Source organism: Apilactobacillus xinyiensis (assembly GCF_019656235.1).
Taxonomy (GTDB): Bacteria; Bacillota; Bacilli; order Lactobacillales; family Lactobacillaceae; genus Apilactobacillus; species Apilactobacillus xinyiensis.
Genome location: NZ_BPLL01000014.1, coordinates 14,537 through 40,953, shown reverse-complemented (window position 1 = coordinate 40,953; position 26,417 = coordinate 14,537). Strand labels below are relative to the sequence as shown.

The 26,417-nt window shown below is 32.7% G+C and carries 30 protein-coding genes; 28 read left to right on the top strand and 2 right to left on the bottom strand.

Annotated features, from left to right (window positions below; all coding sequences use genetic code 11):
• Nucleotides 1-130: 130 nt before the first annotated feature.
• The gene (locus tag K5Q11_RS04545) at nt 131-1,132 is read left to right on the top strand and encodes a serine hydrolase domain-containing protein (protein ID WP_220751412.1); all 1,002 of its coding nucleotides are present in this window, start codon (nt 131-133) and stop codon (nt 1,130-1,132) included.
• Nucleotides 1,133-1,166: 34 nt separating this feature from the next.
• Here the strand turns inward: K5Q11_RS04545 and K5Q11_RS04540 are convergent, their stop codons facing one another.
• Both K5Q11_RS04540 and K5Q11_RS04535 read right to left on the bottom strand, forming a co-directional pair.
• Nucleotides 1,167-1,871, bottom strand: a complete 705-nt coding sequence (locus K5Q11_RS04540) for a type 1 glutamine amidotransferase (protein ID WP_220751419.1) — start codon at nt 1,869-1,871, stop codon at nt 1,167-1,169.
• A 5-nt stretch (nt 1,872-1,876) separates the two neighbouring features.
• Complete coding sequence (locus K5Q11_RS04535; protein WP_220751410.1) at nt 1,877-3,226, bottom strand: Mur ligase family protein; 1,350 nt, start codon at nt 3,224-3,226, stop codon at nt 1,877-1,879.
• A 204-nt stretch (nt 3,227-3,430) separates the two neighbouring features.
• On the opposite strand from K5Q11_RS04535, the gene K5Q11_RS04530 reads away from it, so the two are divergent.
• The 27 genes from K5Q11_RS04530 to K5Q11_RS04400 all read left to right on the top strand — a co-directional run bounded on the left by K5Q11_RS04530 (nt 3,431) and on the right by K5Q11_RS04400 (nt 26,366).
• Nucleotides 3,431-4,015, top strand: a complete 585-nt coding sequence (locus K5Q11_RS04530) for a thymidine kinase (RefSeq protein ID WP_220751408.1) — start codon at nt 3,431-3,433, stop codon at nt 4,013-4,015.
• Nucleotides 4,016-4,030: 15 nt separating this feature from the next.
• Nucleotides 4,031-5,113, top strand: coding sequence for a peptide chain release factor 1 (gene prfA, locus K5Q11_RS04525; RefSeq protein WP_220727688.1), 1,083 nt, complete (start codon nt 4,031-4,033; stop codon nt 5,111-5,113).
• On the top strand, nt 5,106-5,942 hold the full coding sequence (gene prmC, locus K5Q11_RS04520; RefSeq protein ID WP_220751406.1) for a peptide chain release factor N(5)-glutamine methyltransferase: 837 nt from the start codon (nt 5,106-5,108) through the stop codon (nt 5,940-5,942). Before prfA ends, prmC begins: the two co-directional genes overlap by 8 nt.
• Nucleotides 5,943-5,957: 15 nt before the next feature.
• Nucleotides 5,958-6,974, top strand: a complete 1,017-nt coding sequence (locus tag K5Q11_RS04515; RefSeq protein ID WP_220751404.1) for an L-threonylcarbamoyladenylate synthase — start codon at nt 5,958-5,960, stop codon at nt 6,972-6,974.
• 42 nt (nt 6,975-7,016) lie between these two features.
• The gene (glyA, locus tag K5Q11_RS04510; RefSeq protein ID WP_220751401.1) at nt 7,017-8,258 is read left to right on the top strand and encodes a serine hydroxymethyltransferase; all 1,242 of its coding nucleotides are present in this window, start codon (nt 7,017-7,019) and stop codon (nt 8,256-8,258) included.
• A 22-nt stretch (nt 8,259-8,280) separates the two neighbouring features.
• Nucleotides 8,281-8,913, top strand: coding sequence for a uracil phosphoribosyltransferase (upp, locus tag K5Q11_RS04505; RefSeq protein WP_220751399.1), 633 nt, complete (start codon nt 8,281-8,283; stop codon nt 8,911-8,913).
• Between the two features lie 241 nt (nt 8,914-9,154).
• Nucleotides 9,155-9,871: a F0F1 ATP synthase subunit A gene (gene atpB / locus K5Q11_RS04500; RefSeq protein ID WP_220727693.1), complete on the top strand. Its 717-nt coding sequence runs from the start codon at nt 9,155-9,157 to the stop codon at nt 9,869-9,871.
• Nucleotides 9,872-9,900: 29 nt separating this feature from the next.
• The gene (gene atpE / locus K5Q11_RS04495; protein ID WP_220727694.1) at nt 9,901-10,113 is read left to right on the top strand and encodes a F0F1 ATP synthase subunit C; all 213 of its coding nucleotides are present in this window, start codon (nt 9,901-9,903) and stop codon (nt 10,111-10,113) included.
• A 39-nt stretch (nt 10,114-10,152) separates the two neighbouring features.
• Nucleotides 10,153-10,686 carry a F0F1 ATP synthase subunit B gene (atpF, locus tag K5Q11_RS04490; protein WP_220727695.1) on the top strand — a complete coding sequence of 178 codons (534 nt, stop codon included), beginning with the start codon at nt 10,153-10,155 and terminating at the stop codon, nt 10,684-10,686.
• Nucleotides 10,676-11,218 (top strand): ATP synthase F1 subunit delta, encoded by a 543-nt coding sequence (gene atpH, locus K5Q11_RS04485; protein WP_220751397.1) that lies wholly within the window; start codon nt 10,676-10,678, stop codon nt 11,216-11,218. The genes atpF and atpH overlap by 11 nt, the downstream gene beginning before the upstream one ends.
• 29 nt (nt 11,219-11,247) lie before the next feature.
• Nucleotides 11,248-12,783, top strand: coding sequence for a F0F1 ATP synthase subunit alpha (atpA, locus tag K5Q11_RS04480; protein ID WP_220751395.1), 1,536 nt, complete (start codon nt 11,248-11,250; stop codon nt 12,781-12,783).
• Nucleotides 12,784-12,804: 21 nt separating this feature from the next.
• On the top strand, nt 12,805-13,707 hold the full coding sequence (locus K5Q11_RS04475) for a F0F1 ATP synthase subunit gamma (protein ID WP_220751392.1): 903 nt from the start codon (nt 12,805-12,807) through the stop codon (nt 13,705-13,707).
• Between the two features lie 23 nt (nt 13,708-13,730).
• Nucleotides 13,731-15,143, top strand: coding sequence for a F0F1 ATP synthase subunit beta (gene atpD / locus K5Q11_RS04470; RefSeq protein WP_056966743.1), 1,413 nt, complete (start codon nt 13,731-13,733; stop codon nt 15,141-15,143).
• A gap of 12 nt (nt 15,144-15,155) precedes the next feature.
• Entirely contained in the window at nt 15,156-15,578 is a 423-nt protein-coding gene (locus K5Q11_RS04465) for a F0F1 ATP synthase subunit epsilon (RefSeq protein ID WP_220751390.1), read from the top strand.
• A gap of 98 nt (nt 15,579-15,676) precedes the next feature.
• Nucleotides 15,677-15,904, top strand: a complete 228-nt coding sequence (locus K5Q11_RS07575; protein ID WP_373311487.1) for a DUF1146 family protein — start codon at nt 15,677-15,679, stop codon at nt 15,902-15,904.
• A 27-nt stretch (nt 15,905-15,931) separates the two neighbouring features.
• Nucleotides 15,932-17,254, top strand: coding sequence for a UDP-N-acetylglucosamine 1-carboxyvinyltransferase (gene murA / locus K5Q11_RS04455; RefSeq protein WP_220751386.1), 1,323 nt, complete (start codon nt 15,932-15,934; stop codon nt 17,252-17,254).
• Between the two features lie 18 nt (nt 17,255-17,272).
• Entirely contained in the window at nt 17,273-18,295 is a 1,023-nt protein-coding gene (locus K5Q11_RS04450) for a rod shape-determining protein (protein WP_285289893.1), read from the top strand.
• On the top strand, nt 18,292-18,567 hold the full coding sequence (gene yidD, locus K5Q11_RS04445) for a membrane protein insertion efficiency factor YidD (protein ID WP_220727703.1): 276 nt from the start codon (nt 18,292-18,294) through the stop codon (nt 18,565-18,567). The genes K5Q11_RS04450 and yidD overlap by 4 nt, the downstream gene beginning before the upstream one ends.
• A gap of 38 nt (nt 18,568-18,605) precedes the next feature.
• Complete coding sequence (locus K5Q11_RS04440; RefSeq protein ID WP_220727704.1) at nt 18,606-18,830, top strand: DUF2969 family protein; 225 nt, start codon at nt 18,606-18,608, stop codon at nt 18,828-18,830.
• A 44-nt stretch (nt 18,831-18,874) separates the two neighbouring features.
• Complete coding sequence (locus K5Q11_RS04435) at nt 18,875-20,077, top strand: FtsW/RodA/SpoVE family cell cycle protein (protein WP_248601353.1); 1,203 nt, start codon at nt 18,875-18,877, stop codon at nt 20,075-20,077.
• Nucleotides 20,078-20,426: 349 nt separating this feature from the next.
• On the top strand, nt 20,427-21,464 hold the full coding sequence (locus tag K5Q11_RS04430; protein ID WP_220751382.1) for a methionine ABC transporter ATP-binding protein: 1,038 nt from the start codon (nt 20,427-20,429) through the stop codon (nt 21,462-21,464).
• Complete coding sequence (locus K5Q11_RS04425) at nt 21,457-22,149, top strand: methionine ABC transporter permease (protein ID WP_220751380.1); 693 nt, start codon at nt 21,457-21,459, stop codon at nt 22,147-22,149. Before K5Q11_RS04430 ends, K5Q11_RS04425 begins: the two co-directional genes overlap by 8 nt.
• Nucleotides 22,150-22,170: 21 nt before the next feature.
• Nucleotides 22,171-22,998, top strand: coding sequence for a MetQ/NlpA family ABC transporter substrate-binding protein (locus K5Q11_RS04420; RefSeq protein WP_220751378.1), 828 nt, complete (start codon nt 22,171-22,173; stop codon nt 22,996-22,998).
• Nucleotides 22,999-23,128: 130 nt separating this feature from the next.
• Entirely contained in the window at nt 23,129-23,497 is a 369-nt protein-coding gene (locus K5Q11_RS04415) for a GntR family transcriptional regulator (RefSeq protein ID WP_220727708.1), read from the top strand.
• Entirely contained in the window at nt 23,497-24,351 is an 855-nt protein-coding gene (locus K5Q11_RS04410; RefSeq protein WP_220751417.1) for an ATP-binding cassette domain-containing protein, read from the top strand. Before K5Q11_RS04415 ends, K5Q11_RS04410 begins: the two co-directional genes overlap by 1 nt.
• A 28-nt stretch (nt 24,352-24,379) precedes the next feature.
• On the top strand, nt 24,380-25,186 hold the full coding sequence (locus K5Q11_RS04405; protein ID WP_220751375.1) for a hypothetical protein: 807 nt from the start codon (nt 24,380-24,382) through the stop codon (nt 25,184-25,186).
• 79 nt (nt 25,187-25,265) lie between these two features.
• Nucleotides 25,266-26,366, top strand: coding sequence for a D-alanine--D-alanine ligase family protein (locus K5Q11_RS04400; protein WP_220751373.1), 1,101 nt, complete (start codon nt 25,266-25,268; stop codon nt 26,364-26,366).
• Nucleotides 26,367-26,417 lie beyond the last annotated feature (51 nt).

Sequence of the window (26,417 nt, the reverse complement as noted above, 5' to 3'; positions counted from 1 at the left end):
AGTTGAATATTTTGACATAAAAAAACCGCCTTAAAAAATTAGATATTATGTCTAACTTTTTTAAGGCGGTACAAAAAAGATTGCTTTTTTTATTATACTTAACTTAAAATGAATATAAGGTGATGAAAAGATGAAATTTACACATACATTAGCATTAATTAATGATTTGGTGGAAAATAAAATTGTACCAGGAGTTACATATGCTTTAATAAACGGTACAGAACTGAAAACTGGTGTTGTAGGCGATAAGCAATGGCTTCCAGAAACAAAACCATTACTGGATGATAATCAAATTTATGACCTAGCTTCTTTAACTAAAGTCATAGGAACAGTGCCGGTTATTCTACAGTTAGCAGAGCAAGGGCGCTTAAATGTTGATGATTCAATCAGTCTATACCTTCCCGCTTGGAAATATCCATTAGTAACGATTCGAAATTTGCTTACTCATACTTCTGGCATTGATGGTTATATTAAAAATCGTAACCAATTAAATCATGATGATTTAATTAAAGCGCTATTAAACCTACATATTAGTGATGATATTAACCGCAAAATGAATTACAGTGATACTAATTTTATTTTTTTAGGTTTAATTGCTAAAAAAATTACAGGTACACCGATTCAAAGATTAATTGAAGAACGAGTTTTGCGACCATTAGGGATGTTGAATAGTTCATTTAATCCCTTAGACAAAAATAAATGTGTGCCTACTGAAGTCACAACCAATCGTGGTATGTTACAAGGAGTCGTTGATGATCCTAAAGCTAATATTTTAAAATATGATTGTGGTTCAGCAGGATTATTTAGTAGTTTGTCAGATTTAATAAAGTACGTTAATTGGTTGATTGATCCTAAAAACAATGGAATTATTTCACCAAATTTAGTAGATGAATTATTTGAAGATCAAACCGTCAGTGGAAACTTAGGTCGCAGTTTTGGTTGGGCTATTGGTAAAAATAAACGTGGTGAAACTTACATTTGGCAGGGGGGTTATACTGGAACTTTTATTGTTATTAAGCCTAAAACTAAACAAGCCTTTATATTCTTGTCTAATCGAATTCATCCAAAAGCACCAAATGAAAAATATATGCAATGTCGTGAAAAAATTATTGATAGTTTTTTAAATGATTAAAAAATAAAAAGAGTGCGTTTTAAACGCACTCTTTTTAATATGAAGCTGGGACTTTCAAACTAGCAGCTTTACTTAAATCTTGGTCAGGATATTTACGTTTTAAGGCAGCCATTAAAATATTTTTAGCTAAATTACCATTTCTCGCTAAAATAGGTCCGTGGAAATAGGTGCAGTAGACGTTTTTGTAAACTGCACCTTCGGTATGATCTTGACCATTATTTCCATATCCTTTTTCAACCATACCAAGCGGCTTTTCATCTTTTCCTAAATGAGTAACACCTTGATGGTTTTCAAATCCGTGATATTCCTCGCCATTTTCAGGATTTTTAATTAAAATGTTACCAATAAAACGATTATTGTCTTGTGGTTCAGTATAGTGGTCTAAAGCACCAATTCCGGGAATTTTATCACCTTTAGCGTCGATATAATAATGACCTAATAATTGAAATCCGCCACAAATGGCTAATAGACAACCATCATTTTCAATATATTTAATTAATTCATCTTTTTTAGTTTGAATATCTTTGGAAACAATGACTTGTTCAAAATCTTGACCACCACCAAAAACGGCAATATCATAATCTTCAGCTTTAAAGTCTTCATCTAAACTAACTACTTTTGAATTGATTTTTACACCCATTTGTTGAGCATAATATTTTAAAACTAGGATATTGCCCAAATCACCGTAAGTGTTCATTAAATCACCATATAAGTGCGCAACATTTAGTTCATATTGCATGTCCATTATTCCATGCCTCCTTTAATGTAACCTTTGTTAGCAAAAATGCTGCGTAATTTTAGCATTGCAGTATAAGTTGCTAGAATGTATACCTTATCGGTAGGAACAGTTTTAATCTTTTCAACCACTTTATCTAAGTTAGGTTCAACTTCATGAAGTTCTTCTGGAGCACCAGCGACCTTCAAACGGAAAGTAATATCTTTGTAGCGCTCTCCACCAGTAATATATTTTTTAATGTTCATTTGTGGTAAACGTTCAAAATCACCGTCCCAAATCCAACTAGTATCAATTCCGTCAGCATAGTTAGCATTTAGTAATCCGATGAATGAGAATGCATCTTTATCTGAAGAAATCATATCAATAACTTGATTAAGACCAACAGGATTTTTAACTAAGATTAGCGTAACGTCTTTACCCTCAACATTGATTTTTTCTTGACGTCCAAAGACACGTTCGTTACTAGTGAATGCTTGGGCAATTTTATTACTTTCAATACCTAAAAATTTACCTGCTGAATATGCTGCTAGGGCATTATAAATATTGTAAACTCCACCAATGCCAATTTTGATTTTTTGATTATCAATTTCAAAGGTAGATGATTCAGGTGTTAAAGTATTAATTTTACTTAAAGCAAAGTCTAATTTAGGACGTTCAAATCCACAATTAGGACAGAAATATTTACCTAAATTAGCATAAATAATATAACGGTAGTGAACAATGTTTTGACAATTTGGACACAATACGCCATCAGTATTAGGTTTAGCTTTAATATCTTGTGCATCATCACCATTTTGAAAACCATAGAATAATTTAGGATTTGGCAAATCTACTGAGTTAAAAATAGCTGCATCTCCATTAGCAATAATAGTGGCCTTAGGTGCTAATTTAACTCCATCAATAATTTTTTGATAAGTAGTATAAATTTCTCCATATCGATCCATTTGATCACGAAAAATATTAGTGAACACAAATGCAATTGGTTTGATGTATTTTGTTAATTTAATAACATTGGCTTCATCAACTTCTAAAACAGCTAAATTGCGACCGGTTTTAGGGTTTTTGGCTTTTAAAAAGGTGGTTACTAATCCTTGTTCCATATTCGATCCGGATGGATTAGTTAAAATGTTAGAATATTTTTGTTTTAAAACTTGTACGGTTAATGCGGTTGTTAGGGTTTTACCATTGGTACCAGTTATAACAATGACATCATAATTTTTGCCTAAATGTGATAGAATATTTGGATCAATTTTGGTAGTTATTTTACCAGGCAGAGAACTTCCACCATGTAAAAATGTGTGTAAGAACCAGTAAGAAGACTTACCGGCGAAGCTTGCAATACCACTGCGAATTGACATTTGAAAAGACTCCCTTTATTTACGATAATTATAATAGAAAATTTTACCATACTTTCATTGGATATATCTTTAAATAACATTATAAATGAATAATTTAATAGATAAGTTTAATTGAAATGCTGAATGTTTAAACCACTATCGAAATTGTCCATTAAATTCGCTATAATAGAGTATGAAAATTAAATGAAGAAAGTGAGTTTTTAGATGGCTCAGCTATTTTATCGTTACGGAGCAATGAACAGTGGTAAGACAATTGAAATCATTAAAGTTGCTCACAATTATGAAGAACAAGGTAAATCAGTCGTTATTATGACTAGTGCTTTAGATACTAGAGAAGAACATAACGTAGTAGCTTCTCGAGTTGGGCTTAGCAGAAAGGCACATTCAATCGGTGAACACGATAATTGTTTTGAATTGGTTCAGAAATTAGACCCTGAAGCAAGTTGTGTTTTAGTAGATGAAGCACAATTTTTGAGTAAAAAAAATGTTTTAGAATTAGCTCAAATTGTGGATAAACTTAATATTCCAGTAATGGCTTTTGGTTTAAAAAATGATTTTCAAAATAATTTATTTGAAGGTTCAAAATATTTATTGCTATACGCTGATAAAATTGAAGAAATGAAAACAATTTGTTGGTTCTGCGGGCATAAAGCGATTATGAATTTACGTTTTCATGATAATGCCCCAGTTTATGAAGGTGAACAAATTCAAGTAGGTGGGAACGAATCCTATTATCCAGTTTGTCGTAAACATTACTTTAACCCAGATTTTGATTCATTAAATAAATAAGGAGATTAACTAATTATGGATGAAATTTTTGAAAAATTACAATCAGTAGTTGACCGCTATGACGAATTAAATGAATTAATTAGTGATCCAGAAGTTATTGCGGACACTAAAAGATTCATGAAATTGTCTAAAGAAGAAGGTAGTTTACGTGATGTAGTAGCAGCTTATAATAAATATAAAGATGTTACTTCACAATTAGACGACAATAAAGAAATGCTAGAAGAAAAATTGGATTCAGAAATGGAATCCATGGTAAAAGATGAAATTAGCACTTTAGAAACTGAAAAAGCTGATTTAGAAGAAAAAATTAAAATTATGTTGCTACCTAAAGACCCTAACGATGATAAAAACATCATTATGGAAATTCACGGTGCTGCTGGTGGAGATGAAGGTAGTTTATTTGCTGCTGATTTGTACAATATGTATACTCGTTACGCTGAAAGTCAAGGTTGGAAAACTCAAATTATTGATGAAAGCGATACTGAAGTTGGTGGATTTAAGGAAATTGCCATTATGATTACTGGTGACAAGGTCTACTCTAAGCTAAAATTTGAAAATGGTGCTCATCGTGTACAACGAGTTCCAGCTACTGAATCAGCTGGTCGTATTCATACATCAACAGCTACGGTTGGGGTAATGCCTGAAGCTGAAGATGTTGATATTGACATTGACCCTAAGGATATTAAAACCGATGTATACCGTGCATCTGGAGCCGGTGGACAACATGTTAATAAGACTTCTTCTGCGGTACGTATGACTCATTTACCTACCGGAATTGTAGTTGCAATGCAAGATGAACGTTCACAACAACAAAACCGTATGAAAGCGATGCAAGTTTTGAAGTCACGTGTATATGATTATTACCAACAAAAAGAAGAAAGTGAATATAATGCTGAACGTAAGTCAGCTGTAGGAACTGGTGATCGTTCTGAACGAATCAGAACTTATAACTATCCACAAAACCGTGTTACTGATCATCGAATTGGTTTGACTTTGAACAAGTTAGATAAAGTTATGAATGGTGAACTAGATACAATTATTGATGCTTTAATTGTTTCTGACCAAGCTAAAAAGTTGGAGCAACTTAAAAATGAATAAGTTAACATACTTTGAAGCCCAAAAAAGGGCTTCTTTGTGCATAAAGGCACAAAATTTACCAACCGATACAGCTAAATATTTAATGATGGAGCGTTTGAATTGGAATGATGTACATCTTTTAATGCATTATCGTGATGTAATGCCAGATAATCAGTTACTTCAGTTTCAATCAGATGTGCAACGTTTTATAAACGGTGAACCAGCTCAATATATTATTGGTAAAGCACATTTTTATGGGAATGAGTTATCAGTTGATTCAAATGTATTAATTCCTAGACCGGAAACTGAGGAACTAGTGGATTGGATTTTAAATGATAATTCTAATGAACCTTTAAATGTGCTAGATGTTGGTACTGGTAGTGGAGCAATTGCGATTGCTTTAAAGCAACAACGTTCCAAATGGCAAGTTTGGGCTAGTGATATTTCTGAACCAGCTTTGAATGTAGCTAAAAAAAATGCTCACGATAATAATGTAGATATTAACTTTAGACATAGTGACTTATTCACAAACATTAATGGTGAATTTGACATTATTGTTTCTAATCCTCCGTATATTTCGAATGATGAAACCCCATATATGGATAAAAGTGTGTTAAAATACGAACCATACACAGCTTTGTTTGCTAAAAATAATGGCTTGGAGTTATATCAACGCATCTCACTTGAAAGGGGTGATGTTTCTAAACAAGATGCTACTTTATATTTAGAGATTGGTTTCAAGCAAGAAGATGCGGTCGTTGACATTTTTAAACAACATAGCCCATTATCTAAGATTGAAACTAAGCAAGATTTAGCTAATCATCCAAGAATGGTGAAAATTCAAGATTAAGGAATGTGATAGTTTTTGGATACAAAGATTTATACAGTTAACGATTTACCACAAGCTGCTAAAGATATTCAAAATGGTGATTTAGTTTCTTTTCCTACTGAAACAGTATATGGATTAGGTGCGGATGCCACGAATGAAGCAGCGGTAAAGAGTGTTTATGCGGCTAAAGGGCGTCCTAGTGATAACCCATTAATAGTGCATGTAGATAGTATTAAGATGGTTGAAAAATACGCACAACCATTATCAGTTGAAGCTAAAAAATTAATTAGTACTTTTTGGCCTGGTCCTTTAACAATTATTTTTAAGTTAAAATCGGGAAGTTTATCAAAAGCAGTAACTGGTGGACTGGATACGGCAGCTTTTAGAAATCCTAATAACAAAGTGACATTAGGATTGATTCGTGAAGCAGGAGTACCAATTGTAGGCCCTTCAGCTAATACATCTGGTAAGCCTAGTCCTACCACTGCTCAACATGTTTATCACGATTTAAAAGGTAAAATTGCCGGTATCTTAGACGATGGAACTTCTAAATTTGGGGTAGAATCAACTGTTTTAGATATGTCGACAGATACGCCAGCTATTTTAAGACCAGGTGCAGTAACTGCAGAAGATATTTCTAAAATAATTGGACCAGTAATTGATGAGCACCATAAAGTTGCTAAAGATGAAGTCCCTAAGGCGCCAGGAATGAAATATAAACATTATGCACCAAATGCACAAGTTTATATTATTGACCAAGAAAGTGATTGGTTAGATGCATTGAATTGGGCTAGTCATCAAGCTGGTCCAGTTGGAATGATGGCTACAGATCAAAGAATCTCTGAATTTAAAATTCCAGAAAATGTAGAAACTTTTAGTTTAGGCCAAGATGTTAATTCAGCTAGTCATTTATTATTTGCTGGATTACGTCATTTTGATGATGAATCTTCAGTAAAATCGATACTAACTCAATCATTTGATGCTAAAGGTATCGGTGAAGCTTATATGAATCGTTTAAACAAGTCTGCTGGACAGACACATTTTACAAAGTAAAGTTAACTATAATTTAATAAAACCTAAGGAGTTGTCTTTATCATGAATTATGATTACAAACAAAAAGATCCAGAATTATGGAATGCAATTAATAATGAAGAAAAACGTCAAGAACATACAATCGAATTGATTGCTTCTGAGAATGTTGCATCAAATGCAGTTATGGCAGCTCAAGGTTCAGTATTAACTAATAAATATGCAGAAGGATACCCTAAACGTAGATATTATGGTGGTTGTGAATTCATTGATGTTTCTGAAAGTTTGGCTATTGAACGTGCTAAAAAACTGTTTGGTGCTGAATTTGTAAACGTTCAACCACATTCTGGTTCACAAGCTAATCAAGCTGCATATGCGGCTTTCTTGAAACCAGGCGACACAATCTTAGGAATGAATTTAAATGCTGGTGGCCATCTAACTCATGGTGCCAAAGTTAACTTTTCAGGTAAAATTTATAAATCATATTCTTATGGACTAGATCCAGATACAGAACATTTAAATTATGATGAAATACTAAAAATTGCTAAAGATGTTAAACCTCAACTAATTGTTGCTGGTGCATCAGCTTATAGTAGAACTATTGATTGGCATCAATTTAGAGCAATTGCTGATGAAGTAGGCGCTTATCTAATGGTTGATATGGCGCATATTGCCGGTTTAGTAGCAACTGGATTACATCCAAGTCCAATTGGCATTGCTGATGTAGTTACAACAACTACTCATAAAACATTACGTGGACCTCGTGGTGGAATGATTCTATCTCAAGAAAAATATGCTAAACAAATTAATTCTGCTTTATTCCCTGGAACACAAGGTGGACCTTTGGAACATGTTGTTGCTGCTAAAGCTGCTTGTTTTTTTGAAGACTTACAACCAGAATTTAAGGCATATTGTGAACAAGTTATTAAGAACGCTCAAGCAATGGCGGAAGAATTTAAAAACTCTAAACACATTAAAGTAGTTTCTGGTGGAACTGATAATCATTTAATGGTATTAGATTTAACTGATACAGGTTTAAGTGGTAAAGAAGTACAAAACTTATTAGATACAGTTATGATTACTACTAATAAAGAAGCTATTCCTAATGAACAACGTAGTCCATTTGTTACAAGTGGATTGCGATTAGGTACACCAGCTATTACATCTCGTGGATTTGATGAAAATGATTCTCGCAAAGTTGCAGAATTAATTATTGATGTTATTGAAAATTATGATAATGAACAAGTTATTGAAAAAATAAAAAAAGATGTTCGAAAATTAACTGATGAACATCCTTTAGCAAAATAAAAATATAGTGGGAGTGTTTGATTTGGGTAAATTCCAAGTTATGAATCATCCGTTGATTCAACACAAACTAACAATTATAAGAGATAAAAATTGTGGAACTAGAGAATTTCGTGAAGTTGTGAACGAAATTTCTACATTATTAGCTTTTGAAGTTTCTAGAGATATGCCATTAGAAGATATTGATATCGAAACTCCAATGGGAACAGCTCATTCTAAATGTCTATCTGGTAAAAAAGTTGCAATTGTACCAATACTTCGTGCTGGAATTGGGATGGTAGATGGAATCTTAGATTTGATTCCAGCAGCTAAGGTTGGACACATTGGAATGTATCGTGATGAAGAAACTTTTCAACCACATGAATATTTTGTTAAGTTACCTAGTGATATCGAAAAACGTCAAATTTTTGTTGTTGATCCAATGTTAGCTACTGGTGGATCAGCTATTATGGCAATGGATGCTTTAGTAAAACGTGGGGTAGCTGAAGAAAATATTAAATTTGTTTGTTTAGTAGCTGCTCCTGAAGGAGTTGAAGCACTAAGAACAGCTCATCCAAATATTGATGTTTACTCGGCAGCCCTTGACGAAAAACTAGAAAATGGTTATATAGTACCAGGACTAGGTGATGCTGGTGATCGTTTATTTGGTACAAAATAAAAAAATTTAGATTAATTTTAAATTAACTATTACAAAAAAGTTTATAATGGTGTATGTTACATATAAGAAATATTGTCTATCTTTTTGTCAAATTTGTAACTTATTTTTAAAAGTTTATTAATTTTCTTTTGAATTTAATTTTGAATGGTGGTAATATTTCAATGTATTTTATATTAAAATACGCCATTAATGCTTTGCATTTTTGTAAAGTGACTGGGGTTACGAAAAGGGGTGATAGTCTGTGAACGATCCAGTTTCCACTTTTAAGCTTTTTGGATTAACCTTCAATGTTGGTAATATGATTTCGGTTTTTGTTACTTCGGTAGTTGTATTTTTATTAATGTTCTTTTTATCTAGAAAATTACGATTAGTACCTACTGGAAAACAGAATGCTTTAGAAATGATGGCTGATTTTACAAATAATATCGTCAAGGGTTCGCTTGATAAGGACACTTCTCGAGCATTTAGTTTGTATGCATTTGTGCTATTTTTCTTCATCCTTATTTCCAACCAATTAGGATTGTTTATCCAATTGACTTATAACGATGTCTCTTACGTAAAGAGTCCAACTGCTGATCCAATTGTCACTATGACTTTAGCCTTAATGACATTAATGTTGGCTCACTTTGCGGGAGTATCAAAATTTGGTTTTAAGGGTTACTTTAGTAACACTTATCTAAAACCATTTAAGGTATGGTTACCACTTAGTATTTTCGAAGAATTTACCAACTTCCTAACTTTAGGGTTACGTTTGTTTGGTAATATTTTTGCTGGTGAAATGCTACTTAGTGTTATTATGAATTTTGCATTTTCTCATGGACCAATTACCATGGTTATTGCTGTTCCTTTAACATTAATCTGGCAAGGCTTTTCAGTCTTTCTAGGTAGTATTCAAGCCTTTGTATTTGTAACCTTAACATCTGTATATATTTCTCAAAAAATAGAAGTTGAGGAATAGATTATTTATAACTAAGGAGGATTTTAATTATGGGAGCAATTGCTGCTGGAATCGCTATGGCTGGTGCCGCTATCGGTGGTGGTATCGGTGATGGTATCGTTATTTCTAAGATGCTAGAAGGTATGGCTAGACAACCTGAATTATCTGGTGAATTAAGAACTAACATGTTTATTGGTGTTGGTTTAGTTGAAGCTATGCCTATCATTGCCTTTGTTATTGCCTTACTTGTAATGAACAAGTAATTTAACTTTAAAATAACAAATAGAAGGAGGTGTCGATAGATGTTTTCACATTTGTTATTTGGTAGTCCATTTGTATTAACAGAAGGACTTTACACTGGTAACCTTTTATTCACAGCGTTTTGTTTTATTATCTTGATGGGATTAATCAAGCATTTTGCTTGGGGTCCGTTGAGTGAAATGATGGATAAACGTGCTAATAAAATTGCCAATGATATTAATTCTGCAGAAAAGTCACGTCAAGAAGCTGAAAAATTAGCTGCACAACGCGAAGAAGCATTGTCTAAATCACAAGATGATGCATCTGCAATTGTTAACCGTGCTAAAGATACAGCTAAGCAACAAGGTGAACAAATTGTAAACTCTGCAAGAACTGATGCGCAAAGCATTAAGAATTCTGCTCAAAAAGAAATTGAACAAGAACGTAAAGATGCTTTAGCAAACACCAAAGATGATGTGGCAAATTTGTCTATTGAAATTGCTTCTAAGATCATTCAAAAAGAATTGAAAGCTGACGACCAAAAAGCATTGATTGATTCTTATATTGAAGGGTTGGGGAAGCAAAATGCTAGATAAAATCACATTCGCAAAGCGTTATTCAAAAGCACTTTTTGAAGTGTTAAAAGCTGACGGCCAACTTGACTCAGGTTATGCAGAATTAAAACAGATTGAACAAATCTTTAATGATAATGCTAACTTATCTAAAGTTTTGGCTGACGTTAGTTTTCCAGAAAACAAGAAACAAGAATTAATTAATCCTTTGATTGATAATGCAGATTCTAAATACATCAAGAATTTACTTAAAGTATTAGTTGGCGCAGGCAAGATGGATGCATTAAAGTTAATTGTAGACAATTTTGAAGCTTTATATGACAAGGCAAATAATATTGTACACGCTAGCGTTATTAGTGCAGTTCCATTAACTGATGACCAAAAAAATAATCTTTCAAATACTTTTGCACAACGTGTAGGAGCTGATAAAGTTATTTTTAACTGCAAAGTAGATCAAAGCATAATTGGTGGTTTAGTAGTTAAATCATCAAATGTTATTTTTGATGGAAGCGTTAAGACAAAGATATCTAATATCAAGAAACTTCTATTGAATTAACAATATTCTATCAAAGAGGTGAAACTTTTATGAGCATTAAAGCTGAGGAAATCAGTGCTCTAATCAAGCAACAATTAGCTGGTTATAAAGACGAGTTATCTGTTGAAGAAACAGGTACTGTTACTTATGTTGGTGATGGTGTTGCTCGTGCTCATGGGTTAGATAATGCCTTGTCTGGCGAATTACTTGAATTTGATAATGGCGTCTTTGGTATGGCTCAAAACCTTGAAAGCAACGATGTTGGTATTGTTGTTTTAGGTGATTTTGACGGAATCCGTGAAGGCGATACTGTAAAACGTACCGGTAAAATCATGGAAGTTCCTGTGGGCGATGCTATGGTTGGTAGAACTATCAATGCCTTAGGACAACCTATTGATGGTAAGGGTGATATTTCAACATCAAGCACTCAACCAATTGAAAAAAAGGCTCCAGGTATCATGGACAGACAAAGTGTTTCTGAACCATTACAAACAGGTATTAAAGCGATTGACTCATTAGTTCCAATCGGTCGTGGACAACGTGAGTTAATCATTGGTGACAGAAAAACTGGTAAGACTTCAATTGCCGTAGATACTATTTTGAATCAAAAAAATCAAGACATGATTTGTATTTATGTTGCTATTGGTCAAAAAGATTCAACTGTACGTTCACAAGTTTCAACATTAGAAAAATATGGTGCAATGGATTACACAATCGTATTGTCAGCTGGTCCTTCTGAACCTGCTCCATTGTTATACATCGCTCCATATGCTGGTGCTGCTATGGGTGAATACTTTATGAATAAAGGTAAGCATGTTTTAATCGTTTATGATGATTTAACAAAACAAGCTAATGCTTACCGTGAATTATCACTTATTCTTCGTAGACCACCTGGTCGTGAAGCATATCCTGGTGATATTTTCTATACTCATTCACGTTTGCTTGAACGTGCTGCCAAATTGTCAGACAAATTGGGTGGCGGTTCCATGACTGCTTTACCAATTGTTGAAACACAAGCTGGTGACGTTTCTGCTTATATTCCAACTAACGTTATTTCCATTACTGATGGACAAATCTTCTTGAATTCAGACATGTTCTATTCAGGAACTCGTCCAGCCGTTGATGCGGGTACTTCTGTATCTCGTGTTGGTGGAGATGCGCAAATTAAAGCTATGAAGCAAGTTGCTGGTACATTAAGACTTGATTTAGCTTCATACCATGAACTAGAAGCCTTCGCACAATTTGGTTCAGATTTAGATGAAGCTACTCAAGCTAAATTAAACCGTGGTGCTCGTACTGTGGAAGTATTAAAACAACCACTACACTCACCACTACCAGTTGAAAAACAAGTTCTTATCTTGTATTGCTTAACACATGGATACTTAGATAAAGTTTCAATTGACGATATTGCACGTTACCAAAGTGAACTATTTGCATTCTTTGATGGTTCTCATAGAGACCTATTAGATCAAATCGTAAGTACTGGTAAATTGCCTGATACTGATAAGATGGATGAAGCTGTTCATGCATTTGAACAAACTTTTCAACCAAGTAAGTCAACTGAAAAAGAACAAAAAAATAACTAGCTTGAAGGATGGTGAGAACTAATGGCTGAATCTATTAATGATGTTAAACATCGTATTGCATCAACTAAGAATACACGTCAAATTACGACTGCGATGCAAATGGTTTCAACTGCTAAGTTGAATCAGATTCAAAAGCATTCAGTTGCTTATGAGGAATATGTTTCTCGTGTTAAAGCTGTTGTAATGCATTTAGCTCAGTCTCATTTGTTAGATAGTTTAAATTCCTCAAGTAATGCAAACTCCCAAAAAAATGGGAAGACCGCATATCTAGTTGTTACTTCTGATCGTGGAATGGTTGGAAGTTATAATAGTAATGTTATTCGTGAGACAAATAATTTCATAAAAGAACATACTCCTAACGAAGATGACTATATTGTTCTTGCTGTAGGTGGTAATGGTGCTGATTTTTATAAAAAACGCGGCGTAAATGTTGCTTATGAATATAATGACGTATCTGATGTACCTACTTTTAAGGAAATACAAGAAATCGTTAAAACAGTAACTTCTATGTATGATGATGGTGTATTTAACAAGCTTTATGTTTGTTATACCCATTTTGTCAATCGAGTATCTTCAACATTTAGGGCAGAAAAAATGTTGCCAATGGATAGTGAAGCGTTTAAAGAAGACGCAAGCAATGATATTAAACCAGCTGAAATTAATGCTGAATATGACATTGAACCTGATGAATCAGCTGTTTTAGACGTAGTGTTGCCTCAATATGCTGAAAGTTTAGTATTTGGAGCTATCTTGGATGCTAAAACTGCTGAACATTCTTCAAGTTCTTCTGCTATGAAGTCTGCTTCAGATAACGCTAATGATTTAATATCATCATTGGAATTACGATACAATCGTGCTCGTCAAGCAGCTATTACTACCGAAATTACTGAAATTGTTGGTGGTCAAGAAGCTTTGAAGCACTAATATGATGGGAGGAATTAACGAAAATGAGTACTGGTAAAATTGTACAAGTTATTGGACCAGTCGTTGACGTTGAATTCCCAACGGACGTTAAATTACCTGATATTAACACTGCTCTTAAAGTTAAGAAAAGTGAAAATGAAGATTTAATTACCGAAGTTGCTATTGAATTAGGTGACGGTGTTGTTAGAACAATTGCTATGGACGGAACTGATGGTTTACGTCGTGGTATGGAAGTTGAAAACACCGAATCTCCTATTTCAGTACCGGTTGGTGATGATACTTTAGGTCGTGTATTTAACGTTCTTGGTGAAACAATTGATGGTGGCCCAGAATTTGATAAAGATGCAGAACGTTGGCCAATTCATAGAGATGCTCCAGAATATGATGAATTGAACCCATCTGCTGAAATCCTTGAAACAGGTATTAAGGTAATTGATTTATTAGCACCATACATTCGTGGTGGTAAAGTTGGACTATTCGGTGGTGCCGGAGTTGGTAAAACTGTTTTAATTCAAGAATTAATCCATAATATTGCTCAAGGTCATAACGGTATCTCAGTCTTCACCGGTGTTGGTGAACGTACTCGTGAAGGTAACGATATGTACTTTGAAATGAAAGAGTCAGGTGTTCTTGAAAAAACTGCCATGGTATATGGTCAAATGAACGAGCCACCTGGTGCACGTATGCGTGTTGCCTTAACTGGTTTGACTCTTGCTGAATACTTCCGTGATGAAGTGGGTACTGATGTGCTATTATTTATTGATAACATTTTCAGATTTACTCAAGCTGGTTCAGAAGTTTCAGCCTTGCTAGGTCGTATTCCATCAGCCGTTGGTTATCAACCAACATTGGCTACTGAAATGGGTCAATTGCAAGAACGTATTACTTCTACTAAGAAGGGTGCTATTACATCTATTCAAGCAGTTTACGTTCCAGCCGATGACTATACCGACCCTGCTCCTGCAACTACATTTGCTCACTTGGATGCAACTACTAACTTGGAACGTTCCTTAACACAACAAGGTATCTATCCAGCGGTTGATCCATTAGCATCTACTTCATCTGCACTTGATCCTTCAATTGTTGGTGAAGAACATTACAAAGTTGCTACAGCTGTTCAACAAGAACTACAAAGATATCGTGAATTACAAGATATCATTTCTATTTTAGGTATGGATGAATTGTCAGACGAAGAAAAGACTGTCGTAGGTCGTGCTCGTCGTATTCAATTCTTCCTATCACAAAGTTTCAGTGTTGCTGAACAATTTACTGGTTTACCTGGTAAATATGTTCCAGTTGATCAAACTGTTGCTGGATTTAAAGCTATTCTAGAAGGTAAGTATGATGATCTTCCAGAAGATGCATTTAGAAACTGTGGTCCTATTGAGGATGTTGTAGAAAATGCTAAAAAAATGAAGCAAGCTGCAAACAACTAAGGGGGGTTCTGATTGGCTGATAACAGTTCAGTTTTAACCGTTAGTATCGTTACTCCTGATGGTAAGGTATATGAACGTGAATCTGCCGATTTAGTTGTTGTAAAAACTAAAAGTGGTCAATTAGGAATCATGCCTAATCACGTTCCGGTTATTGCTTCTCTAGAAGTCGACATTGCAAAAGTTGAATATGGTGAAAAAACTGATGAAATTGCCGTTAATGGTGGTTTTATTGAGTTTTCTAATAACAACCTATCAATTATTGCTGATAGTGCCGAAAAACAAGGGGATATTGATGTTGAACGTGCTAAAGAAGCACGTGAAAGAGCTCAACGTCGAATTGAAGAAGCACGTCAAAAACATGATGATGCTACTTTGAAACGTAGTCAGATAGCCTTACAAAGAGCTATTAATCGAATCAATATTTCTAAACATTAATAAAAAGCTTCCGTATTTGTTACGGAAGTTTTTTCATTTTACATAACAGACAAAAAGGCCATTTTGTGTTATAGTATAGGTTATTAAAGAGGTATTTTATGCTTTATTCTAACTTAAAAATAATCTTGAATATTGTATGTTATTTATTTTTTATCTTTATTTCGTTTTGGTGTATTGTAGATTTGCACTTAGAAAGATTTTTAAGAATGCATAAACAACAATTTCAAACATTAGTTGTTGTTTTATCAGTAGCTTTAGGTTACTTATGTGCTTCTCTTTTTATAACTTTACTTTATGAGATTCACGATTTATTTAGTCAATTTTGAGGTGTATTTATTATAGGAGGTCTACCATTGGAAAAGATAATTGTTGAGGGCGGTAATCGCCTGCACGGAAGTGTAAACATTGAAGGTTCTAAAAATGCGGTTTTACCAATAATGGCTGCATCAATACTTGCTGAAGATAATTTAGTGCATTTGAATAATGTACCGCGACTATCTGATGTTTATACTATGCGCTTGGTACTGAAGTTTTTAAATATTGATGTCGATTTTGATGTTGATAATAATTCAATGACTTTGAATGCTTCAAACAATATCTCAACGGAAGCTCCTTTTGAATATGTCGCTAAAATGCGTGCTTCAATTGTTGTAATGGGTCCGCTATTGGCTAGAATGGGTCATGCAAAAATTGCTTTACCTGGTGGATGTGCAATTGGCTCTAGACCGATTGACTTACATCTTAAGGGATTTGAAGCAATGGGTGCAACAATTGAACAACATGATGGTTATGTAGAGGCTTTTGCTGATGATGGTTTAAAGGGTAGCAACATCTACTTAGATTTTCCAAGTGTAGGAGCTACTCAAAATATTATGATGGCAGCCACTCTAGCTAAAGGTGTTACTACGGTTAGAAACGTTGCAATGGAACCAGAAATTGTAGATTTAGCTGATTTTCTAAATGCAATGGGTGCTAATATTACTGGTGCTGGTACTAATACTTTATCCATTAAGGGTGTAACTAGTTTAAGTGGAACTGAACATAATGTTTTACAAGATCGAATTGAAGCAGGTACATTTATGGTAGCTGCAGCTTTGACTAATGGAGATGTTTTAGTTAAAGCTGCTGATGCCGCTTATAATTTGCCTTTAATTGCTAAGCTTAAAGAAATGGGTGCAATGGTAGATATTAAACCTGAAGGGATTAGAGTTATAGGTCCTGAAAATTTAAAACCAACTAACGTTGAAACCTTACCATATCCAGGTTTTCCAACAGATATGCAACCACAAATGAGTGTTTTGCAATTAGCAGCTAATGGAATTAGCATGCTAACAGAAAATGTATTCGAAAATCGTTTTATGCATTTAGAAGAGTTGCGTCGTATGAATGCAAAATACAAAATACATGGTCGCAGTGCTGTCTTAGAAGGTCCCACAGATTTTAGTGGAGCAGAAGTTGCGGCGACAGATCTGCGTGCAGGAGCAGCTTTAGTTTTAGCTGGTTTAGTTGCGGATGGCATTACACAAGTAAGAAATCTTAAATACTTAGATCGTGGATATTATGATTTTCATAATAAATTAAGAAAATTAGGTGCAAAAGTAAGACGTATTAATGTTGAAGATAACAGCAAAATTAACTTAGATAAAATTGAACAAACTATAAACAATGAAAGATAATAATCAGGAGGAACAATGATGGCAAAAGATATTGGCATCGACTTAGGGACAGCTAATGTTCTTATATATGTTACAGGTAAAGGAATTGTTTTAAATGAACCATCAGTAGTGGCTATTGATGTACAAACTAATAAAGTTTTGGCAGTGGGTTCAGAAGCTTATCGTATGGTAGGTAGAACTCCTAGTAACATTAGAGCTATTCGCCCATTAAAAGACGGAGTTATTTCTGACTTTGACGTTACTGAAAAAATGTTAACTTATTTCATTAACAAGCTAAATGTTAAAGGATTTATGTCTAAACCAAAGACTATGATTTGTGCACCAACTAATATTACTAACATAGAAAGAAAAGCAATTATTCAAGCAGCCGAAAAATCCGGTGGTGGAAAAGTTTACTTAGAAGAAGAACCTAAAGTAGCTGCTATTGGTGCAGGTATGGATATTTTTCAACCAAAAGGTAATATGGTAATTGATATTGGTGGTGGAACATCTGATATTGCAGTACTATCCTTAGGTGACATCGTAGCAAGCAATTCAATTCGTTTAGCTGGTGATCAAATGAATTTTGATATTGTTAATTACGTTAAAAATAACCATAGTTTAATCATTGGTGAACATACTGCTGAAAAAATAAAGATGACCATTGGCAATGCTGATACACATTCAACTGACTCTAAAACTATGGAAGTTAGAGGTCGTGATGCAGTTAGTGGAATGCCTAAGTCATTGACTTTGACTAGCCAAGAAATTAGTGAAGCACTTTCTGATACAGTTAATCAAATCATTTCAGCTGCTAAAGATGTATTAGAAGTTGTTCCACCAGAATTAGCTTCAGATATTGTTGATCGTGGCGTGATGTTAACTGGTGGTGGCTCACTTCTTAAAGGAATTGACAAGGCCATTGCTGATGTTTTAACTGTTCCAGTAGTTATTTCAGAAAATCCATTAAACAATGTAGCTAAGGGTGCTGGCGCTTTATTAGAACATATTAGTAAAGATGGTAAGGAAAACAAGTTAATCAATGCCAGCGAAGATCAATGAAAACTATATTAATCTTACTAGTTAATTTTTATAAAAAATTTATCTCACCACTATTTCCACCCACTTGTAAGTACTATCCATCATGTTCTACCTATATGATAGTTGCATTACGTAAACACGGGGTTTTATTAGGTTTAATAATGGGAATAGCTAGAATCATCAGATGTAATCCGTTTATTCACGGTGGTTATGATCCGGTACCCGATAAATTTTCAATCTATAGAAATAAGCGAGCAAGAGAACAATATCGTCGCTCAATTAACTTAAAGTAGCCGATATTAAGTCGACTATTTTTATTTTGGAGGTAAGCATGTCAAAAAGTAAAAAAAATATTCAAGTTCAGTTAGAAACTGAAAAATTAAACGGTGATGTTTATGATGTTCTTAAAGTAGGAAATGAAAGCATCGGTAAAATTCGTGAAATTGAAAATAACAAATATGAAGTAACATCTTCAAATAATGACGTTTTTCGTGTGAAAAATGCGGATGAAGGAATTGAAGTTCTTCTAAGCGAATATCATTTACACAAAAATTAATGATGCCTTTTGAAGTCATTATGATGTAAAAGGGGACGTTTCAATTGGTTACAAAAAATCAAAAATCAAATGAAGAAGACAACCGCATTGATTGGGGAATAATATTCTGTGTTTTAATGTTAGCTTTAGTGGGACTAGGTTCTATTTTTATTGCAATGTCACATGATTCTAGTTCTAATAATATAGTTAAACAATTAATTATGCAGGTTATCTGGTATGCTATTGGAGTTGGAATTGTTATTATTATGATGCAATTTGACTCAGAACAATTGTGGAAAGTAGCACCAATTATTTATTGGGGAGCACTGTTATTACTGGGAGCTTTATTAATTTTTTATAGCCGTTACTTTTACGTTCAAACTGGAGCTAAAAGTTGGTTTAAAATAGGACCTTTAACCTTTCAGCCAGCAGAAGTTATGAAACCCGCCTTTGTGGTAATGCTATCTAGAGTTATTGTTGAACATAATAATGCTTTTGGCTATCACAGTGTTAAAAATGATTTTATCTTAATTGGTAAAATGGTTTTATGGACTTTACCTATTTGTGTATTGTTAAAACTAGAAAATGATTTTGGAACAATGTTAGTTTTCTTGGCAATTTTGAGTGGTATGGTCATAATATCTGGGGTTACATGGAAAATTATTGTGCCAGCTTTTACAGCAGCTGCTACTTTAGGTGGTACGGCTTTAGCGTTGGTTATTATTCCTGGTGGTAGAAAATTATTGGAATCGTTAGGATTTCAAGAATATCAATTTAATCGTGTTGACGATTGGTTGAACCCCGCCAGTAATTTAAGTAGTTCTGGTTATCAATTATGGCAGAGTATTAAAGCTATTGGATCTGGTGGTATTCACGGAACTGGTTTTAATGTTTCTCACGTGTATGTTCCAGTCAGAGAGTCAGATATGATTTTCTCAGTAGTAGGTGAAAACTTTGGATTTATTGGTGGCTTGTTATTAATCCTATTGTACTTTTTATTGATATATCAAATGATTAAGGTAACTTTTCAAACTAAGAACGTTTACTATGCTTATATATCTACAGGAATTATTATGATGATTTTATTCCATGTTTTTGAAAATATTGGAATGAGTATTGGATTATTACCTTTAACTGGAATTCCATTGCCATTTGTTAGTCAAGGTGGTTCGGCCCTAATTGGTAATATGATAGGAATTGGGTTAATTATGTCGATGCAATATCATAACCGTGGCTATATGTTTAGTGGACAAAAAGATTTTATTTAATTAATTGACTTTTTATATGAGTATGTATATACTTTATTAAAAATTGATTATAGGATGAGTAAGTAACAGCTGAATATGTTAGAGAGCCCTAATTTGGTGAAAAAGGGATATGCAGTTCTACTGAATATGGTCCTATTAAAAGGTTTATAAATGAGTTTAATTACAAGTTTATAATGTTTGGCATACATTACATTGCTAAAGTTAAATAATCGATTTAACTTGTTGAGTTAGTTATTGTGAAATAACTATAATATAAAGGTGGTAACGTGAAGCTTTTCACCCTTTACTATAATTTTTTATAGTAAGGGATGAAAAGCTTTTTTATTTAAGGAGAGGAGTGTTATTTTTAATGATTGAATTTAAAAATGTTTCTAAAAAATATCGTTTAAGTAATTCTGATTTGACAGCTGTTAATAATGTGAATTTAAAAATTAAAGATGGACAAATATTTGGAATTATTGGTTATTCTGGAGCTGGTAAAAGTACTTTGGTTAGAATGCTAAATGGAATTGAAGCTCCTACAAGTGGTGAAATTTTAATTAATGGTAAGAATATTTTAAAACAAAGTAATCGAGATTTAAGAGAAGAACGGAAAAAAATTGGAATGATTTTTCAACATTTTAATTTACTGTGGTCTAGAACTATTGTTCAAAATGTAGAATTACCATTAGAAATTGCTGGAGTAAAAAAAGAAGATCGTCATCAAAAGGCTTTAAATTTAGTAAAACTAGTTGGATTAGAAGGTCGTGAAAATGATTACCCATCAGAATTATCTGGTGGACAAAAGCAAAGAGTAGGGATTGCTAGAGCTTTAGCTAATGATCCTGAAATATTAATTTCTGACGAAGCTACAAGTGCTTTGGATCCACAAACAACTGACGAAATTTTAGATTTACTATTAGATATTAACCAAAAACTCAATTTAACTATTGTGCTTATAACTCATGAAATGCATGCAATTAGAAAAGTTGCTGAACAAGTTGCGGTTATGGAAAAAGGTCAAGTGGTTGAACAAAATAGCGTAGTAAATATTTTTAATAGTCCTCAAGCAGCAATTACTAAACGTTTTGTAAATGAAGACTCTAGTTTTAATTCTGACGATTTAAACTCAACAGTCGAAAGTTTAGTTAATAATTATCCTAACGGAGTAATTGTAAAATTAACTTTTAATGGTGACAAAGCACAAAAACCAATTATTTCTCATCTATTAAGGAAATTTTCTTCAATTGAAATTAGTATTTTAGAAGGTTCAATTCATCAAATTCAAGGCGGTTCAATTGGATCGTTGATTGTGCACTTGCAAAATGACAAAATATCAGAACAGCAATCTGCTATAGATTATCTAAAATCATTAAAAATCGAAACTGAGGTGATCAACAATGAATAGTCAAGGAATTCAATCTTATTTTCAATTTAAAAATGTAAATTGGAGTTCAATGCAACAAGCAACATGGGAAACTATTTGGATGACGGCAATTTCTATGATTATAGTTATCTTTGTAGGAATTACTTTAGGACTAATTTTATTTGAAACTAGAGATAAAAAAGGTATTGGTTATAAGTTTGTTAATTGGTTGGTTTCTTTTCTAGTTAATGTATTTCGTTCCATTCCATTTATTATCTTAATTGTATTGTTATTACCTTTTACACAAGATTTAGTTGGAACAATTATTGGACCTAAAGCTGCCATTCCATCTTTAGTTATTTCAGCAGCACCATTTTATGCCAGAATGGTAGAAGCCGATTTCAGAGAAATAGATGCTGGGGTTATTGAAGCAGTCAAATCTATGGGTGGTACTAGTTGGGATGTAATTTGGAAAGTGTTATTACCAGAAAGCATGCCAGCTTTAATTGCTGGTGGTACAGTTACAGCTATATCACTTATTTCATATACTGCAATGGCTGGTGCGATTGGTTCTGGTGGATTGGGCTATTTAGCATACTTAGACGGTTTTCAATCTAATAATAATACCGTTACTTTAGTAGCTACAGTTATTATTTTATTAATTGTGTTAATAATTCAATTCTTAGGAGACTTGCTTGTTAAACACGTAGACAAACGATCATTATAGTTTGGGAGGAGAAAGACAATTATGAAAAAAATAACCGTCATTATTTGTCTATTTTTGGCCCTTATTGGTTTAATTTCAATTGGTCCAGGAACTTATGAATCGAAGAATACATTAATAGTTGGAGCTTCAAATATTCCACATGCTGAAATTTTGAGACATGTGGCTCCACAATTAAAAAAAGAGGGTATCAAATTAGACATTAAAACTTTCCAAGATTATGTTTTACCTAATAGGGCGTTAGTAGGGAAACAAACAGATGCTAATTATTTTCAAACGGTTCCTTTTTTAGATACATGGAATAAGGAATATAATGGCAACTTAGTGGATATTGGACCAGTGCATTTGGAACCAATGGGAATATATTCTAAAAAAGTTAAAAAATTAAGTGATTTAAAAAACGGTGCAACCATTTTAGTTAGTAGTAATGCTCCTGACTATGGTAGAATCATTCAATTATTTCAACAAAATGGTTTAATTAGAATCAAAAAGGGAGTAAAAATTGAACAGGCTAATTTTTCTGATATAGCTTGGAATCCCAAACATTTAAAATTTAAAACAGGGTATGAAGCTAAGCTGATGCCTATGATTTATCAACATAATGAAGGCGATGCAGTAGCTATTAATTCTAATTATGCTGTGCAAAGTGGGTTAAATCCTGATAAGGATGCAATTGCTTTACAAAAAGCTTCATCTAATTCCCCTTATAATAATATTTTGGTAGCCAGGAAAGATAATCAACATAGTCGCGCAATAAAACTATTGATGAAAGCTTTACAATCTAAAGAAACTCAACAATGGATTAAAGATAAGTATCATGGTGCAGTTTTACCCGCGGGAAATGTTAAATAATAAAGAGTTGAATTAAAATTCAACTCTTTTTTTATGTAATTATTGACAGATTAGCGTTTTGAATATATAGTTAGTTACAACAGTAACAAACCTAAAGTAATCTTTTTAAATAGATTGAGGTGAAAAATTAATGAAGTTTAATTTCAATAGTGCAAAGCCTATTTTTTTACAAGTAGCGGAGCAAATTGAAGATGCTATTTTTACAGGAACCTTTAAAGAAGGTAGCCAAATTCCATCTACTACTGAAATATCTAAAAATTTTCAAATTAATCCAGCAACAGTTTTAAAGGGTATGAATATATTAGTTGATAATCATTTACTAGAAAAAAGACGTGGAAGAGGAACTTTTGTGAGCGTAGGTGCTCAAAGTAAAATAATCAAAAATAGACAAGATAATTTTTATAATGATTATATTGTGAATTTAGTATATGAAGCTAAAAATTTGAACATGGATGAAACTCAAATTGTTAATTTGATTAAACGGGGGTATGAATCATGATCGAAGGTATTGAAATTAAAAACCTAGTAAAAAAATTTCGTAAAGATATAGTTTTGGATGATATAAGTTTTAATATCGAACCGGAAAAAATTTATGGATTGCTAGGTCGTAATGGTGCGGGGAAAAGTACATTAATGAATATTATAGCTGATAGAAAATTTAGCAATCATGGATCTGTCACATTAGATGGTATTACTATTCATGATAATGATGAACAACTTTCTAGAATTTATTTAACTAGTGAAGTGGATGTATATCCTGATAGATTTAAAATAAAAGACATGTTTAGTTGGATTGCTGATATATATAAAGAATTTGATTATGATTTATGTAAAAAGCTATCTAGTGAATTTAAATTAAATGAAGATAGCAAATTTGGAAATTTATCAACCGGTTACAATTCAATTGTTAAGGCTATTGTTGCGCTATGTGTTCCGGCAGATTATATATTTTTAGATGAACCTATTTTAGGTTTGGATGCTAAAAATAGGGATGTTTTTTATAATGCACTGATTCAAACATATAGTGATCGACCTAGAACATTTGTGATTTCAACGCACATTATTGAAGAAATTGCTAATATTATAAGTGATGTAATTGTGATTAAAGATAGTAAAGTATTAATTAATGATTCGACAGAGAGTCTTTTAAAATCATCTTATGAAGTAACAGGCCCGGCTGCTGAAGTTGATCGATATACTGAGGGCTTAAATATAATTGGTTCGGAATCATTAGGTAAAATCAAATCAAATTATATATTTGGTGATTTAAATGATAAACCAATTCCAGATACGGTTACTATTTCAAATATTGATTTACAAAAATTATTCGTCAATTTAACAGATAGAGAATAGAATTTAAAATTCAGGGGGGATGTTTCACATGCATTTAAAACTAAAAAAATATTTAGTTCATAGTTACGTAAATATTACATTTTGGGTATTCTTTTTCTTTTTGTTACTTTTTTGGTTGTTACCAATTATATTTCATATTTTAACCGGAAGTTTTACATTTAGTGATATTTTTACTGGTGTTTCATCTGATTTTATTACGGCGGCTTTAGGAGTATCACTAATAATTGTTACTTTGTTTAATAACACTAATTTTAGATTTGCTATGTCCAACGGTATTTCTCGTAAATCTTATTGGAAAACCAGAATGTTTTTATTGACTGCGTTTGTTTTAATTACAAGAATAGTATCTTTTATAATTAAGTTAATTGAAGAACCATATGTATTTGCAGGCCGCGGTAATTTTATTCCACGTGTTTTAACAACAGAATTTTCATTTTTTTCCTACTTTAATAACTCAACGCTTAACTTTTTAATGTCATTTTTTCTTTCTCTTTTAGTAACCTTATGTTCAATTTATTTCTTTATGGCTTTTAATAATTTCTATTTGATGTTTACTAAAAAGATGAGAAGAATTATTGTATTTGCTATTATCGCTTTAGTAATTGCTGTACCATTTATGATTGGAATGTTTTTTGCATATTTAGAATATATGGGCGGAAATGCATTAGCAGTTTCAATGGGTAAATTTATTTTATCTATATTTGGTTTAAATTTAGTTAAAGATGGGATGTACTTTAATCCAATCTTATTTGCTTTTGATATGATAATTATCGATATATTTTTAGCATTTTTAAGTTATAAATTTAATTCAAAAATTCAAGTTTATAAGGACTAGGATTGCTTTTTTGATATATTTTTTAGTAGAATGATGCTATAATTAAGTTTCTTAGATTTATAGATAGGACGGGATTTAATTGGATAAAAAATTACATTTAGCATTGTTATTCGGAGGCAATTCATCCGAACATGATGTTTCTAAAAGATCGGCACACAATATTTATGATGCAATGGATAAAAGTAAGTATGACATTAGTTTGTTTTTGATTACTAAAAATGGAGTAATTTTAAGTAATGAAGCTTCACATCGTATCTTTGATGGTGAAAATGAAGATGATGTAGTAGCTGAAGAGCTACCTAAATTAGATCAATCAAATCCATTAGCTAATGTTATAAATTTATCTAAAGTGAAGGATATTGATGTATTCTTTCCAATAGTTCATGGTAACTTAGGTGAAGATGGTACTATTCAAGGTTTGTTAAGATTAATGAATAAACCATATGTTGGTAGCGGAATTTTAGAATCAGCTATGGGATTTGATAAAGATATTACTAAGAAAATGCTAAACTTACATGGCATTCAAAATACTAAATATGAACTTATCACTCCATTTAACAAGGACGAATGGAACTATGATAAGTTAAGTAAAAAATTTGGTAAAGTTATTTTCTTAAAACCTGCTAATCAAGGTTCTTCCGTTGGAATTCATAAAGTAACCAATGAAGAAGAATACGAAGCAGGTCTAAAAGATGCTTTTAGATATGATTACAAGATTCTTGCTGAACAAGCTATTGACGGTCCTAGAGAATTAGAAATTTCTATATTGGGTAACGAAAATCCTATTGCTTCTTGTTTAGGTGCAATTAAGGTTCCTGAACAAGATGCATTTTATACTTATGATAATAAGTTTGTTGATGCTAGCCAGGTTCAATTCGATATTCCGGTTGAAGTTTCAGATAAGCTATCTAAACAGATTACAGACATGGGATTAGCTGCTTATAGAGCTTTAGGCTTAAAAGGAATGGCAAGAATTGATTTCTTAGTATCTAAAGACGATGAACCATACTTAGGTGAAGTTAACACATTACCAGGGTTTACGAATATCAGTTTATATCCACAATTATGGGAAGCTTCAGGGATTAGCTATACAGAATTAATTGATCGTTTAATTAAATTAGCTTTTGATGAATTTAACAGAAAAGCTAAAATTATTCATGATTTTAAACCACTTTCATAATTTATATAAAAATAGGTAGTATTCATTTCTAATGGGTACTATCTATTTTTA

Bases quoted from the DNA above. Each gene is read 5' to 3' on its own strand.
- K5Q11_RS04425 (WP_220751380.1), top strand. From the start codon at position 21,457: ATGAATAGTCAAGGAATTCAATCTTATTTTCAATTTAAAAATGTAAAT.
- K5Q11_RS07575 (WP_373311487.1), top strand. From the start codon at position 15,677: ATGCTTTATTCTAACTTAAAAATAATCTTGAATATTGTATGTTATTTA.
- K5Q11_RS04420 (WP_220751378.1), top strand. From the start codon at position 22,171: ATGAAAAAAATAACCGTCATTATTTGTCTATTTTTGGCCCTTATTGGT.
- atpE (WP_220727694.1), top strand. From the start codon at position 9,901: ATGGGAGCAATTGCTGCTGGAATCGCTATGGCTGGTGCCGCTATCGGT.
- K5Q11_RS04450 (WP_285289893.1), top strand. From the start codon at position 17,273: ATGGCAAAAGATATTGGCATCGACTTAGGGACAGCTAATGTTCTTATA.
- K5Q11_RS04440 (WP_220727704.1), top strand. From the start codon at position 18,606: ATGTCAAAAAGTAAAAAAAATATTCAAGTTCAGTTAGAAACTGAAAAA.
- K5Q11_RS04545 (WP_220751412.1), top strand. From the start codon at position 131: ATGAAATTTACACATACATTAGCATTAATTAATGATTTGGTGGAAAAT.
- atpD (WP_056966743.1), top strand. From the start codon at position 13,731: ATGAGTACTGGTAAAATTGTACAAGTTATTGGACCAGTCGTTGACGTT.
- atpH (WP_220751397.1), top strand. From the start codon at position 10,676: ATGCTAGATAAAATCACATTCGCAAAGCGTTATTCAAAAGCACTTTTT.
- K5Q11_RS04405 (WP_220751375.1), top strand. From the start codon at position 24,380: ATGCATTTAAAACTAAAAAAATATTTAGTTCATAGTTACGTAAATATT.
- atpA (WP_220751395.1), top strand. From the start codon at position 11,248: ATGAGCATTAAAGCTGAGGAAATCAGTGCTCTAATCAAGCAACAATTA.
- atpF (WP_220727695.1), top strand. From the start codon at position 10,153: ATGTTTTCACATTTGTTATTTGGTAGTCCATTTGTATTAACAGAAGGA.
- K5Q11_RS04475 (WP_220751392.1), top strand. From the start codon at position 12,805: ATGGCTGAATCTATTAATGATGTTAAACATCGTATTGCATCAACTAAG.
- glyA (WP_220751401.1), top strand. From the start codon at position 7,017: ATGAATTATGATTACAAACAAAAAGATCCAGAATTATGGAATGCAATT.
- K5Q11_RS04530 (WP_220751408.1), top strand. From the start codon at position 3,431: ATGGCTCAGCTATTTTATCGTTACGGAGCAATGAACAGTGGTAAGACA.
- prfA (WP_220727688.1), top strand. From the start codon at position 4,031: ATGGATGAAATTTTTGAAAAATTACAATCAGTAGTTGACCGCTATGAC.
- yidD (WP_220727703.1), top strand. From the start codon at position 18,292: ATGAAAACTATATTAATCTTACTAGTTAATTTTTATAAAAAATTTATC.
- K5Q11_RS04540 (WP_220751419.1), bottom strand. From the start codon at position 1,871: ATGCAATATGAACTAAATGTTGCGCACTTATATGGTGATTTAATGAAC.
- prmC (WP_220751406.1), top strand. From the start codon at position 5,106: ATGAATAAGTTAACATACTTTGAAGCCCAAAAAAGGGCTTCTTTGTGC.
- K5Q11_RS04430 (WP_220751382.1), top strand. From the start codon at position 20,427: ATGATTGAATTTAAAAATGTTTCTAAAAAATATCGTTTAAGTAATTCT.
- K5Q11_RS04415 (WP_220727708.1), top strand. From the start codon at position 23,129: ATGAAGTTTAATTTCAATAGTGCAAAGCCTATTTTTTTACAAGTAGCG.
- K5Q11_RS04535 (WP_220751410.1), bottom strand. From the start codon at position 3,226: ATGTCAATTCGCAGTGGTATTGCAAGCTTCGCCGGTAAGTCTTCTTAC.